The organism is Streptomyces sp. NPDC052721 (genome assembly GCF_040678315.1).
GTDB lineage: Bacteria > Actinomycetota > Actinomycetes > Streptomycetales > Streptomycetaceae > Streptomyces.
In genome coordinates this window covers 1-13,635 of sequence record NZ_JBFATL010000048.1, presented here as the reverse complement: position 1 = coordinate 13,635, position 13,635 = coordinate 1, and the positions used below count along the sequence as shown (strand labels likewise).

The following is a 13,635-nucleotide window of genomic DNA, read 5'->3' as shown; positions in this document are numbered from 1 at the left end:
CCTTTGGCGTGGACCTTTACTGCTGGGGCGGCGCCGGGGGAGCCTGCGGAGGCTGCTGCGGCTGCTGTCCCGGCTGCGGCTCGGGCTGCGGTTGCGGCTGTGACGGGGGCTGGGGCTGTCCGGGCTGCGGGTAGCCCGGCTGCTGCGCCCCCGGATACGGCTGCTGCTGACCCTGCTGAGGCGGGTACGGCTGCTGCGCCGGGGCGTACGGCTGACCGGGGGCCTGGGGATACGGCTGACCGGGGTGCTGCGGATACGGCTGACCGGGGGCCTGCGGATACGGCTGACCGGCGCCGTAGAGCTGTTCCGGCATGGGCTGGCCCGGCATGGGCCCTCCCGGCATGGGCCCACCCGGCATGGGCGGGGCGGCCACCGGCGGGGGGTTGCCGTCGCTCGTCCACAGCCCGTGTGCCTGCTGGTGGCGGGTGAAGTCCTCGGCGACCATCGCGGCGAGGTTGAAGTACGCCTCGCGCGTCTTCGGTCGCATCATGTCGAGGTCGACCTCGGCGCCGGCGGCCAGATGCTCGTCGAAGGGCACGACGACGACGCCGCGGGTGCGGGTCTCGAAGTGCGCCACGATGTCCTCGACCTTGATCATCTTGCCGGTCTCGCGGACCCCGGAGATCACGGTCAGGGACCGGGAGACCAGGTCGGCGTACCCGTGCGCGGACAGCCAGTCCAGCGTCGTACTGGCGCTGCTCGCGCCGTCCACGGACGGCGTGGAGATGATGATCAGCTGGTCGGCGAGGTCGAGCACCCCGCGCATGGCGCTGTACAGCAGACCGGTGCCCGAGTCGGTCAGGATGACCGGGTACTGCCGGCCGAGCACGTCGATCGCGCGCCGGTAGTCCTCGTCGTTGAACGTCGTCGAGACGGCCGGGTCCACGTCGTTGGCGATGATCTCCAGACCGGACGGGGCCTGGGAGGTGAACCGCCGGATGTCCATGTACGAGTTGAGGTACGGGATGGCCTGGACGAGGTCACGGATGGTGGCCCCGGTCTCCCGGCGCACCCGCCGCCCGAGCGTACCGGCGTCCGGGTTGGCGTCGATGGCGAGGATCTTGTCCTGCCGCTCGGTGGCGAGGGTGGACCCGAGCGCGGTCGTCGTGGTGGTCTTGCCGACGCCGCCCTTGAGGCTGATGACCGCGATCCGGTAGCAGGACAGCACCGGCGTACGGATCAGCTCCAGCTTGCGCTGCCGCTCGGCCTCCTCCTTCTTGCCGCCGAGCTTGAACCGGCCGCCCGCCGCCGCGGGCCGCCCGCTCTTCGCCTTCTGCCTCTTGTTGTTGAGCAGCCGGTCCGAGGACAGCTCCACGGCGGCGGTGTAACCGAGCGGCGCGGCACCGGGGTTGGTCGGCTGCCGCTGATCATGCTGAACGGGCTGCGGCCATGCGGCACCGGAGCGGGGATCGACCGGGGCGTGGGGGGCCTGCGGAGCGCCGGGGGTGCCGTCCGGGTTCTGCGGCGGCTGCGGGAAGCCGTAACCGCCCGGCTGAGCCTGCGGGTTGGGATTCCCCGACTGAGGGAAGCCGTAGCCGCCGGGCTGCGCAGGGGAGTTGGTCACGCCCGGCTGCGGGAAGCCGTAACCGCTCGGCGGGGTGGGGCCGTTGGGGTGCGGCTGGGACGCCGGGGGCTGTGGGAAGCCGTAACCGCCGGGCTGAGCCGGGGGGTTGGGGGCGCCGGACGCCGGGGCGCCGGGCTGCGGGAAGCCGTAGCCGCTCGGGGGCGTGGGGCCCAGAGCGGGGCCGTAGGGAGCCGGCTGCGGGCCGGGTGCCGGCGTGCTGGACTCGCCCGGCCGGCCCGGTTGGCCGGCGGGATTGGCCTGGTGGGCTTGGTTCGGCTGGTTCCACGCGGCGGGCGCGGGCTGCGTGGCCTGCGACTGGAACGGCGGCTGCTGGCCGGGCATGCCGGCGGGACCCTGGCTGCCGGTCGCCTGCGGCTGCTGGCCGGGCATCGGCCCGGGCTGCTGCGGAGCGGCGGCCGGCTGCTGCCCGGGCTGTGCGGGCCACTGGGCGGCGGCAGCTGGGTCGGCGGGCTGGTACGAGGGCGGCAGCGGGGGCAGCCCGTTCTGCGGCGCGGGCGGCGTCCAGCCAGGCTGGGCACCCGGCGGAGCCGGGGGAGCGGGCGGTACGGCGGGGTAGGGGGCGCCGGGGGCGGGCTGAACCGCGTGGGGCTGGGCGCCGGGGGCGGGCTGAGCCGCGTGGGGCTGGGCGCCGGGGTGGCCGGCACCCGGCTGCGGGAAGCCGTATCCGCCGGGCTGTCCGGGGGCGGGGTGGGGCGCGGGGGGCTGCGGGGCCGCGCTGTCCGACGCACCGCTGTTCGACGCACCGCTGTCCGACGCACCGCTGTCCGTGGCACCGTCACCCGGAAGTGCGCTGTCTTCCGCCGCACCCGGCTGAGGCGCACCGGTCTGGGCCGTCGCGCCTGCTGCCTCGGCGTCCGCGGGCGCCACCGCGTCGGACTGCGCCGAGTCGGCGGAGCCCTCCGACACGGCGGGACGCACGGCGTCGGCCGCGCCCTCGTCGGCGTCACCCTTCTCGGCGGCGGCCTGCTCGGCAGCGCTTTCTTCCGCCGCGGGCTTCTCATCCGCCGCAGGCTTCTCATGCGCCACGGGCTTCTCATGCGCCACGGGCTTCTCATCGGCGGCGTCTCCGTCGGAGGCGGAACCCCCCGCAACGGCGGCCTCGGCCACCGAGCCGTCCTGGGCGGCAGCCTCGCCACCCGATTCCTCGGCGCCGTCCTCGCCGCCGGACTTCTCGGCACGGTCGACGTCGCCCTCGGCATCGACGGACCCCTCGGCACCGGAGGCACCGACAGAACCCTCCGAACCGACAGAACCCTCCGAACCGGCGGTGCTCTCACCCCCGGGTTGGGCCGATTCCCCGGCGGCAGCGGCGCGCTCGGCGATCTCCGCCATCTGCCGCTTGAGGGCGACGGCGGAGAACCGCATGGTCGCCCCGCTCTCCAGATCCCCGTTGTCCGTCTCCGGCTGGGCGGGCTGGGCCTGCTGCGGCTCGAAGCCCTCGGGCAGCCGGGGCATCGGAACGGGGTCACCGGTCGGGGGCGCGGGCTGCGCAGGCCCGGCCGGGGGAGCGTACGAAGCCCCCTGCGGCGGAGTGAACGACGCGCCCTGCGCCGGACCGTACGAAGCCCCCTGCGCCGGAATGAACGGCGTACCCTGCGGCGGCGTACCCACCGGCGGGGTGGCCGGCGGCGGTGTCGGGCCCGGAACCGGCGTGCCTGCGGGGAACGGCAGCCCGGGAGCCGCCGAAGTGCCCGAGTCACCGGCAGGCGCGGACCCGGTGGACCCGGTGAAACCGCCGGCACCACCCGCACCACCGGCACCCGTACCGCCCGCTCCCGACGCGTTCTGCGTGTACCAGGCGGGGGGAGCGTAGTCGATGGTGAACTCGCCGGTGGTCTCGACGGCCTCCGCGTCGGGCTGGTCATCGCCGGGTGTGTCCCAGCCCCCGCGCATCCCGTCCCGATCGCTGCTCACAGTTCCTCCTGGTGTGGTCGAGCACCCTCATGCCGTGCCGGGGCGACCATGTCGTGTCGTACCGAGTCGTCCGTAGTCGTTCGGGGCAGTCCGATGCACCGTCTCTCCCCCCGGGACACCGACGCCGGTTCACGGGTCCTGCCATCGCGCCCGCTCCCAGCCTAATCACCAGGAGCCGCACCTCGGCAGGCCCGCCCACTTCTCCGCGCCCGCACACCAGCTCACGGCACGCGCGTAGACGCCTGTCCGCTGCGCGGGGCCGCGTACGACACCCTGAACAAAAGGGATGAGTAAGGGCAGTTCAGTCCATCCGCCGGGGTGTGCCCAACAATCCGATCTCGGCGTCGGTGGGTTGGGTCAGCACGTACTGCCGGTCCCGGTCGGTACACCACAGGGTGACGCCGTCGGGCAGCCCCGGCAGTGACTCCACCTCGGTCCGCGACAGCCCCATCGTGCGCCCCAGTTCGGCCGCCTCGTCCGGCGAGACCCGCTGGATACCGGCGAGCCGCGCCTGCCGCAGCAGCCGGGGCGCGACGGGGCTCAGATACGGCAGCAGGGTCAGCACCGACTGCCAGGGACCGGACACCACCCGGCCGCGCGGGGGCCGCATACCGCAGTCCCGCACCACCAGCACCGGCGTACCGGCGGAGGCACCCTGCGGCGGCACCCGCCCGACGTCGTACACGGACAACCCGTTCTGCCCGCCGCCCATGGCATGCACCATCTGCATCCAGGCCTGCGGCCGCCCGGTCTCCACCGCGACCCGGGCACCGGTGGCGGCGGAGCGCAGTGCCATGACCTGCGCGGTCCACAGGCCGCCGATGAGCACGATGTCGTACGGCGTGGGACGGTTCACCCCGAGGATGGCGGGCTGTCCCTCGTTGTTGACGCCGACCACCACTCCGTCGTCGCCGATGGGCAGGGTCAGCGCGTCCACCTGCTCCACGGGCAGAGAGTGCCGCGGGTGACGGGGACCCAGCAGACCGAAGCCGGTGCGCAGCCGCTCACCGAGGCCCGGAGCGGGCGGGATGGGTGAGGTCGTCATGGTCATCAGCGGGCACCTCCGAGCGGCAGGGTGGCCAGAACGCCGGGGAGTTGTTCACGGTCCAGGCGCGCGAGCCCGGTGCGTGCCTGCTGGGCCGCACGCTCCAGATCGCGCCGCGCGTCGGTCAGTTCCTGCTTGCTGCGGCCGGTGATCCGCACATGGCCGGTGACGGCCACATCCTGCTGCGCGCCCTTGGCCAGCGTCAGGCTGAAGGTCGTCGCGAGCGCGGGCACCGCGGTCAGCTGTGCCACCAGCTGGGCCAGCGAGCCGCCGGCGCCGCCGAGCTGGGGCCAGCGCCGCACCCAGTAGGTGGTGTGCCGGCGGTTGTCGCAGCGCCAGCTGCGGCTGGACTCCTCGGTCCGCCGCTGCGGCGCCTCACCCCGCCCGGCCTGGGCCGTCACCATCGGATTGGCACACGCGGAGGTGGCGATGGCGGCCGTCAGTTCCTCCTCGGTGAGCACGTTCGCCCGGAACCCGGCGCCGCTCAGCCGGCTCGACAGGTGTTCGGCCGAGCGCGCCAGGCACTTCTGCGCCCCCAGCAGCCCGCCGCCTCGCGCGGCCACCGCCTCCGGGCACAGCTCGGGGTCGAGCTTCAGCGCGATCCAGGTGATGCGGACCGCGGGGGAGCCGCTCTGGGCCTGCAACGGCGCGTAGTTGCTGACGACGACCGACTGTTGGGGCAGGTGCAGCGCGGGCGCGGGCTGCGTGTGCACCACGATCTGCGCCGACTCCAGCCGGATGCCGTCGACTTCGAGAACGTCCCGGACGAGGGCTATCGGCAGCGGTCGCCTCCCGTGCTCCGCGCGCAGCGCGTCGACGTCCGACTCCACCTGGAGCACAGCGGTCAGGAAGCCGCCGTCGCCCACCATGCCGATCGGCCGCTGGTCGCGGTCGTCACCGCGGTTGAAGCTGAACGTGCGCAGGGTCGGGTCGCACTCCACGGCGGGCGCGAGACCGGAGTCGGTCCCCGGCGGCACCGGCGTGCTCGCGGCCCGCCGTATGCGGGCCCGCATGGCCAGCAGGGTGCCGAGCCATTCCGGCAGGGAGCGCCCCCGGCGCCGTACGACGGCGAGCACCACGAGCACCACGGAGACGGGGGCGACGGCGATCAGCGCGACCGTGCCGACGAGCCAGCCGCACAACGCGAGCGCGCCCGCGATCTCCAGCAGCACCAGCCGCTGCACCGCGAACGAACCGCCCCGGCCCGAGCGGGACTCCAGGCGCGGCGCGAAGGCGCCCTGGTAGGACGTGGGCGCCTGCTGGGCACCGCCCTGCCCGGAGGAAGAGCCGCGGGCACCCGACCGGCGCCCGCCACCCGATCGTGACCCCGATTGCGATCGCGACCGGGTCCGCGTTGCGGAAGCCATCACTTCAAAACCCCCGAACTCTCCCGAAATCCCTTGCGCTCCGGTCCCCTCAAGCCCTGAGCACCCTACCCGTGCCACCAGCACGACCTCGCAACAGGCATAGTAGGGGCCGGGTCTGACAGTCGAGGCACCAGAGGCAAACCGAGGACGGGGGACGGATCTTCACAGGTCCCCCACGGCTCCGCAACGGGGAGAGAGCGGACACAGATGGCATCACGGCGGGACGAACTCAACGCCTACACCTTCGCGAAGCGCCGCACGCTCGCGTCCTTCCTGCAGCCTTCCCCCTCCGGCTCGGAGGAGGGCGCCCCCAAGCCGCTGGGCGCACTGGTCCCCGGCGTCGTCGTCGGTGTGGTGATCCTCGCGGTGTTCGGCGCGATCGGCATGTTCAGCCCCACGGCACCCAAGGGGTGGGACACCCCCGAGGAACACGTCATCGTCGCCAGCAAGTCGACCACCCGGTACGTCGTCCTGAAGACGGGCAAGCAGAAGCAGCTCCACCCCGTCCTCAACATGGCCTCGGCCAAGTTGCTCCTGGACCCCGGCAAGGCCAGCGTCATCACCGTCGACGAGAAGATCCTGGACAGCGGCAAGCCTCCGCACGGCGCCACCATCGGCATCCCGTACGCGCCCGACCGCCTGCCCTCCCCGGACGAGGCCGAAGCCGCCAAGCGCTGGGCGGTCTGCGAGCGCCCCGCCGACGGCGGCCGGGCCATCCAGAAGGCGGCGTTCGTCCTCGCGAAGAAGGAGTGGTCCAAGACGGAGGGGGCCGACAGGCTCACCCGCGGCGACCTGATGTACGTCGTCGGTCCGGACGGCAAGACCCAGTACGTCGTCGACGCGCGGGGTACGGCGTACAAGCTGGCGGACCCGGGCGACAAGGAACTCCTCAAGGCCCTCGACACCCGGGGCCGCGCCCCGCAGCGTGTCTCCCAGGAATGGCTCGACACCCTCCACAAGGGCGACCCGATCGCCATCCCGCCGATCGAAGGCACGCCCGGCGCGAAGGCCGACGCCGGGATCATGCCCGCGCAGTACGACAAGGTCGGCGAGGTCATCAAGGCCTACGACGGACAGGTACTGCGGTACTACGTCGTCCTGCGGGGGAAGGTCGCCCGTATCTCCGAGTTCACCGCCACGCTCCTGCTCAACAGCGGTCAGCTCGTCGGCGTCGGCCAGGCCGGCGAGGCGCAGCAGGTCAGCCCCGGCGCCGTCGCCGACAGCACGGCCTTCGACGAGGACAAGAACTGGCCGACGTACGAGCCGAGGACGGTGAACGACGGCACCAGCGCCACCAGCGGCCGCAACACGGTCTGCAACGTCCTGCGGTCGGTCGGCGCCAAGGGAGCGACGACCCTGTCGACCTGGGTGGGCAAGGACTTCCCCGCCCAGCTGCCCACGGGTTCCTCCAGCGCCTACGTCACCGCCGGTTCCGGCCAGCTCTACCGTCAGTTCCAGGGCACCGAGACCACGGCCGGCGGCGTCTTCCTCGTCACCGACACGGGCCTGCGCTACGCCCTGCAGTCCAACAGCGACAGCGCCACCGACGACAAGGGCATCGGCACCTCCGCCAAGAAGCGCAAGGAGGAACTGGCCGAGGCGAAGATCGCCCAGACCCGCCTCGGTTACGAGAAGCTGACCCCCACGCCCATCCCGCTGGAGTGGTCGACCTTCCTGCCGACGGGCCCGCGCCTGTCGGAGGCGGCGGCGCGGCAGCCGCAGGGTTCGTAGCGGCGCGCGGAGGAGAACGGACTCATGCTGAAGGCAAGGACGTCGGGAGCCGCGGCCCGAGCGGTGGTCGTGGCCGCCGCGGTGACCCTCACCGCGACGGCCACGGTGCTCGCCCTGCCCGCTTCCCCGGCCCGGGCGGACGACGGCCAGTGCACGTTCCCGTCGAAGCCGTACGCGGGCCGGCCGTGGGCCCTCCAGCGCGTCAACCTGGACGAGCTGTGGGCGCAGTCCACGGGCAAGGGCGTCCAGGTGGCCGTGATCGACACCGGTGTGGACGTCAAGAACCCGCAGCTCGCCAAGGCCGTGGACGCGTCCAAGGGCAAGAACCTGCTGCCCGACAAGAACCGCAAGGGCGAGAAGATAGACCGCGGCAACAAGTCGGGCACCACGGACACGGTCGGCCACGGCACGCGCGTGGCGGGCATCATCGCGGCCCGCCCGGCGAAGGGCACCGGTTTCGTGGGCCTGGCCCCGGACGCCACGATCATCCCCATCAAGCAGAACGACGCCGAGGGCGACGGCACGGCGGACACGCTGGCCGACGCGATCAGGCACGCGGTCCAGGCGGGCGCCGACGTCATCAACATCTCGCAGGACACGGCCGAGGCGCTCGACCCGAAGGACTCGACCCTGAAGGACGCCGTCGACTACGCCTTGAACCGGAAGGTCGTCGTCGTGGCCTCCGCCGGTAACGACGGCCTGGGCGGCAACGTCAAGGTCACGTACCCGGCGTCGTACGAAGGCGTCCTGGCGGTGGCGGCCTCCGACCGCAACAACGAACGCGCCGCCTTCTCACAGTCGGGAGACTTCGTGGGGGTCGCGGCTCCCGGCGTCGACATGATCTCCACGGTCCCGGGCAACGGCCACTGCTCGGACAACGGTACGAGCTTCTCGGCGCCCTATGTCGCCGGCGTGGCCGCCCTGTTGAAGTCCAAGTACCCCGACTGGACGGCCCAGCAGGTCGTCGCCCAGATCGAACAGACCGCGGAACGCTCGATCCCCGGACGTGACCGGCTGGTGGGCTGGGGCGTGGTTGACCCCGTGAAGGCACTCACGGACGTGGACCCGGCGCACCCCGTCGAGTCCCCGAAACCCGAGAACGGCATGGCCAGGGGAGAGGCCCCGTCGGTCACCCCCCTGCACTTCGGCGAGACGGCCGAGGAACGCGACAGCCGCCTCGCGACGTACACGGTCGTGGGAGGCCTCGTGCTGGTGGCGGGCCTGGCGGGCACGGCGGTGGCGGTCCGGGACGCGAGGCGCAGGCGGGGCGGACGGGCGCACGGCGGCCCACGGACGTCCTGACCGCGGGTTCCCTCTTTCGCGGACTGGAGACACGCAAAGGCGGCGGTGCCATCGAGGCACCGCCGCCGTACGCCCCACCGCTCCACCCGTGCCACGGGCCGGCGTCAGTTCGCGGGCGGGGAAGCCTTGTCGTCGGCCTTGATGTCGAAGTTGACCTGGCTCCCCTTCACCGAGGAGACGGTCACGGTCACGCCCAGCGTGCTGCCGTCGTCGGCGGTGAGCGTGCACCGGGTGGTGGTGCCGACCTTGCCCGCGAGGTCCTCCGGACAGGTGATGTCCGGCTTCGGCCGACCCGTCTGGGCCGCGAGCTTCTCGGACACCGTGTCGGCCAGCTTGCCGGCGGAGATCTTCGGCTCGGACTTCTCCACGGTGACCGATCCCGAACAGCCGACAAGCAGCACACCGGCGGCCACGGCCGAAAGACTCCATGCTGCTGCGGACAGGCGGGCTATCGCCATGGGGGGCTCCATTCCGGGTATCAGGACGAGAGAACGCCCGAAGCATACTGGCACCCAGGAAGCTTCATGAATTCTCCATCCCGCGTCCTCGGCACTTCACTTGACCCGCTGGATATCCTCACCGGGAATCAAACGCGCGGTCGAGTGCGTCGCAAAGGTAATTGAGCTTCGGCAGGACGGCTTCCTCCCGGAGCCGACCCCTGGACCAGGTGATGAGTTCGCCCCTGTGGAATCGGAGCGGGCTGTCGGCGTCCGCTGCGTGGAGCACGGAAAGAGGGACGGCGTCCGGAGCGGTGACCGAGAAGACGGCGTAGTACGACGTCTTCGTGAGGGAGCGCCCAGGGCCCGCCGACTGGACGGTCCGCACGTCGCGGTACTCAAAGCAGCGAACGGTACGGCCGCGATGTCGGCCCTCGACGCAGTCCCAGACGCTCAGTCCTGACGACACGTCAGGAAAGGGTGCGGCGCCCTCGTAACGGTCCGCACCACCCACGACCTTTGCCCGGTACGTCCATCCCCGCCGCTGCGCGAGGGCGACGAGGGCGGCGACGTCGTCGTCGCCGCGGGAGTCCTCCTGGGCGTCGGACCAGTTCGCCCAGACGATCCCGCTGAAAGCGCCGCCGAAGAGAACGAAGACGCCGGCGGCAGCCACGAGAAAGTAACGACGCGGTATTTCTCGGTCGTTGACGATGACCACGTTGCGCCGTTTCGTCGGATGCGGCAGGTCGTCGAAGTTCATCGCTGCGTTCGCCTTCTGATGCTCTTTGGTGCCGATGCTACACTTCGCGCGCCGATCACCGAGTGCGTCAATGAGTGCTGTATCGGCTGGAGTTGATGAAGGGGAGGACAGCCGTGGCTGATCCTGATCTGGGTGCTGATTCACAGACCCTCAAAAAAGGCGCCAAAGACGTCGTCGAGGCCCTGCGTCCGACCGAGGGTTTCGATCTGGAGGAGTCGGCGGGACGGAGTTCCTCCTTCGGTCACTCGTCGGCGTCCTCGTCGTTCGTGGCGTTTTGCGCGACCTGGCAGGCGGGTGCGCAGATCCTCAGCGGCAGCACGGCCCAGCGCGCGGCGGGGCTGATCTCGGCATCAGGCACCTTGACGGATACGGACGGACGGGTCCGGGACGCGGCCAACTCCGTCAAGACGGACCAGGGCAAGTAAGGCAAGAGCGGGGGAAGCAGTGGCAGCCGCACTCGGGTCGACGAAGGACCCCAAGGAGCTCATTCCCGGTGACATACACGCGCTGACCGAGCTCGCAGACACCATGCAGCACTGGTCGGACAAGTTCGACAAGGTCGGGTCCAATCTGCGGGACGTGAAGGTCCCCGGCTGGCACGGAGAGGCAAGCGACGCCTTCTGGAAGAGCCTGGACGGCGAGAAGGGCAACTGGTACATCGCGTCTGACCATATGGCAGGTGCGGCCAGTGCCATCAAGTCGTACACCAGCGTGCTCCACTGGGCGCAGGGGCAGGCGGCCGACGCGATAGAGAAGTGGGACAAGGGCGACCACGCGGGAGCCCAGGAGGTGCTCAGCACCGCCCGCATCCAGCTGGAGCACGAGGCCGGAACGCTGTCGTCCAAGCTGGAGAAGCTGTCCGGCGGCGCCAAGGACAGCCCGAGCTGGCTGACCCAGGCCCGCCAGCTGGCCAAGGATCTCGGGCTCGGCCAGACCACCGTCAAAGAAGACGAGCTGTGGCAGTACGGGAACAACCCTGCCGACAAGAGGAAGCGGCAATGGGGCTACCAGGATCCCAACGCCACTTCGGAAGACCCCAACGCGCCGAAGAAGGTCAGCTGGTCGGTGAAGATCGCCGAGGTCAGCGGCGGCGCCAATGTCTGGTCCGCGGACGCCAAGGGCGAGACCACGGTCGGCGGCGTCAAGCTGTCCGGCAACGCGGGCGTCTCGCTGCTCGGCTATGACGCCTCTGCGGTCGCCGGCATCACCGACGGGAACCTGGAGCTGAAGGGGACGGCCAGCGCGTATCTCGCCAAGGCCGAGGCCGGCGGCAAGGCCGAGTACGGCATTCTCGGTCTGCAGGCCCAGGGCAGTGCCCTGGTGGGTGCCAACGCCGAAGTGAAGGGCACCATCGGCAAGGACGGCCTGCACGGAGGCGCGGAGGCTTTCGCCGGCGCGAAGGCCGAGGGGTCGGCCGCCGCGGACGTGGGCGGTATCGGCGCCGGTGTGACCGGAGAGGCGTGGGCCGGCGCGGGAGCCTCGGCCAGCGTCGACGTCGGCAAGGGCGACGACGGCAAGTACCACGTCGGCGGTGAAGTCGGTGTCGGACTCGGGCTCGGTGGGAAGGTGGGCTTCCAGGTCACCGTCGATCCGGGCGAGGTCATCGACACGGTCGGTGACGCCGCGGACACCATCGGCGATGCCGCGGGCTCGGCGTACGACCACACGCTCGGCAAGTGGTTCTAGGCTTGCGATGAGGCTCAGCAAGGAAGTGGGTTCACCATGACGGGCACGCTGCCGGTCAAGATCTCGTTCTCGTTGCCGGACGGATGGCGGTCGGCGCCGCCGGACGAGGTGGGGGCGCCCGATGCGGCCTTCGTCGCGCTGCACCCCGCCTCCATCGACGGGTTCACGGCGAACATCACCATCGCCGGCGGGATGCGCAACGACAGCGCCACCATGCGGCAGATCGCCGACGAGTCGGTACGGCGGCTCGGGCAGGCCGGCACCGTGGAGGTCACCAAGCAGGAAGAGGTAGGGACCCCGGACATCCCGGGGCTGACCGACTCCCCGGGCGTCGTGCAGAACCTGCGCCTGTCGACCACCCTGCACGGAGAACCGCTCGAACTGGTGCAGAGCCAGGTCTACCTCGGCCTGGAGGACGTGGACCGCCCGTCACAGCGGGCCGTGATTGAGCTGGTGCTCACGGCGAAGCCGGAACAGCTGGCGGCGGTGCTGGACGACTTCAAGCAGTTTGTCCGCTCGGTACGGGCGGACCAAGCCGCCTGACGCCCCCGGGTCGGCGGGCTCAGGCCGCCGACCAGACCTGCGGCGGGATCCGGTCCAGCACGTCGCACAGGTAGTCGAGCCGCTCGTCGAAGTCCTGTGGGCTCAGCCGGCCGCGGCGCCAGGTGAGCAGCTCGTCGTTGTGTAGCCGGATCGGGGAGTCCTGCACGGCCTGTGGCTGCGCGGTCAGGAAGGGCACCACCTCGCCCGTCAGCGCGTTGCGGGCGAACCACTCGTCATCCGTGATCACCCGGAACGCCTCGTCGAACTCCGGCACGCCGAGCTGCACCACACTGCCACGCTGTGTCATCGCGTCGAGTGCCTGCGGCCGTCGCACGACCAGCTCCGGCCCCGGGCCCGGCGCCGCGACCGCGAACACCGTCCAGAAGACGGGCTGGTTCCGTCCCGGACCGTCGTGGACGTTGAGGGTGCCGGTCACATACTCGAAGCAGCGGAAGCCGCGGCCCCGGAACTCACCGGTGATGTAGTGCTCCGCCCGCAGGTTGTGCCCGCTGACGGGCAGCGGCGCCGTTCCGCAGAGTCCGTCGATCAGTCCGTACGTGGCCTGCTGGTAGCCGTAGCCGCGCTCCTGCGCGAGTTGGATCGCGGCGGCTCTCTCCTGCACGCCGCGCGCCCTGTTCCGTTGGGCGCGCACCATCATGGTGATGACGAAGGCGAAGATCCCCGCCACGACCAGGATCATGAGCACAGGCATCAATACGGTCATGGGACGCGATTATGTCTGATGGCCCGTACTGGGGGCCGGGTGCCGGGCCCGCCCGTTCCGTGGGCGGGCGGTTCGCCTCGTGTGCCTCATGACATGGGGTGACCGACGGCGTGGGAGGGTTTCGGCCGAGTCACTCCTCGTAGCCAGGCCAATTGGTCTCGGTCAGCGAAGGAACTGAACTCGGGAGACCAGTGTCGCTCTTGCAGCCGGTCTTTTCGGGCGGGCTGTCGCCACCAACACGGAGTACGACAAGCACGACCTCGACCTGCATAGGATGATCGACCTGCGTCGAGGAGACTGACCCGGACGATGTCGAGCCCCGCGTCACGGCCATCGGAGCTGAGGGACAGGCCAATTGCCAGTGTCGAGTCCGTGGCGCGGTCTGGTGCGAAGCCGACTGGCTCTTCGGCGTCTCGTATGGGTACGGGTGCGTCCGAGGGTGTCAGGGACGCGGACGAAGAGACGCAGCTGCCCGAGAGGCCCCGGCGTGATGTGCCGCCGGTGGATAACTGACCGCGAGCGAGGACACGGAAGACGATGA

11 protein-coding genes are annotated in these 13,635 nt (G+C 71.2%); 5 read left to right on the top strand and 6 right to left on the bottom strand.

The genetic code is table 11. From position 1 onward, the window contains the following. Window positions 1–16: 16 nt before the first annotated feature. From AB0L21_RS33290 to eccE, 3 genes are all read right to left on the bottom strand, one after another. Window positions 17–3,499 carry an SCO5717 family growth-regulating ATPase gene (locus AB0L21_RS33290; RefSeq protein WP_365788080.1) on the bottom strand — a complete coding sequence of 1,161 codons (3,483 nt, stop codon included), beginning with the start codon at window positions 3,497–3,499 and terminating at the stop codon, window positions 17–19. Window positions 3,500–3,800: 301 nt separating this feature from the next. Next, entirely contained in the window at window positions 3,801–4,550 is a 750-nt protein-coding gene (locus AB0L21_RS33285; protein ID WP_365788079.1) for a hypothetical protein, read from the bottom strand. Then, window positions 4,550–5,911: a type VII secretion protein EccE gene (gene eccE / locus AB0L21_RS33280; protein ID WP_365788078.1), complete on the bottom strand. Its 1,362-nt coding sequence runs from the start codon at window positions 5,909–5,911 to the stop codon at window positions 4,550–4,552. The genes AB0L21_RS33285 and eccE overlap by 1 nt, the downstream gene beginning before the upstream one ends. A 207-nt stretch (window positions 5,912–6,118) precedes the next feature. On the opposite strand from eccE, the gene eccB reads away from it, so the two are divergent. Further along, the gene (gene eccB, locus AB0L21_RS33275; RefSeq protein ID WP_365788077.1) at window positions 6,119–7,642 is read left to right on the top strand and encodes a type VII secretion protein EccB; all 1,524 of its coding nucleotides are present in this window, start codon (window positions 6,119–6,121) and stop codon (window positions 7,640–7,642) included. Window positions 7,643–7,666: 24 nt separating this feature from the next. Then, a complete protein-coding gene (gene mycP / locus AB0L21_RS33270) occupies window positions 7,667–8,944 on the top strand; it encodes a type VII secretion-associated serine protease mycosin (protein WP_365788076.1) in 1,278 nt (425 codons plus the stop codon). 104 nt (window positions 8,945–9,048) lie between these two features. On the opposite strand, the gene AB0L21_RS33265 is transcribed toward mycP, so the two are convergent. After that, the gene (locus tag AB0L21_RS33265; RefSeq protein ID WP_365708962.1) at window positions 9,049–9,402 is read right to left on the bottom strand and encodes a DUF4333 domain-containing protein; all 354 of its coding nucleotides are present in this window, start codon (window positions 9,400–9,402) and stop codon (window positions 9,049–9,051) included. A gap of 118 nt (window positions 9,403–9,520) precedes the next feature. Then, window positions 9,521–10,141 carry a hypothetical protein gene (locus AB0L21_RS33260; protein ID WP_365788075.1) on the bottom strand — a complete coding sequence of 207 codons (621 nt, stop codon included), beginning with the start codon at window positions 10,139–10,141 and terminating at the stop codon, window positions 9,521–9,523. A gap of 113 nt (window positions 10,142–10,254) precedes the next feature. On the opposite strand from AB0L21_RS33260, the gene AB0L21_RS33255 reads away from it, so the two are divergent. Genes AB0L21_RS33255 through AB0L21_RS33245 form a run of 3 tightly spaced genes read left to right on the top strand, consistent with a single transcriptional unit; the run spans window position 10,255 to window position 12,370 of the window. After that, window positions 10,255–10,566, top strand: coding sequence for a hypothetical protein (locus tag AB0L21_RS33255; protein ID WP_365788074.1), 312 nt, complete (start codon window positions 10,255–10,257; stop codon window positions 10,564–10,566). A 19-nt stretch (window positions 10,567–10,585) separates the two neighbouring features. Beyond that, complete coding sequence (locus AB0L21_RS33250) at window positions 10,586–11,827, top strand: putative T7SS-secreted protein (protein ID WP_365788073.1); 1,242 nt, start codon at window positions 10,586–10,588, stop codon at window positions 11,825–11,827. A 36-nt stretch (window positions 11,828–11,863) separates the two neighbouring features. Then, window positions 11,864–12,370 carry a hypothetical protein gene (locus tag AB0L21_RS33245; protein ID WP_244218310.1) on the top strand — a complete coding sequence of 169 codons (507 nt, stop codon included), beginning with the start codon at window positions 11,864–11,866 and terminating at the stop codon, window positions 12,368–12,370. Window positions 12,371–12,389: 19 nt separating this feature from the next. Here the strand turns inward: AB0L21_RS33245 and AB0L21_RS33240 are convergent, their stop codons facing one another. Then, the gene (locus tag AB0L21_RS33240) at window positions 12,390–13,094 is read right to left on the bottom strand and encodes a hypothetical protein (RefSeq protein WP_365788072.1); all 705 of its coding nucleotides are present in this window, start codon (window positions 13,092–13,094) and stop codon (window positions 12,390–12,392) included. Between the last annotated feature and the right edge of the window lie 541 nt (window positions 13,095–13,635).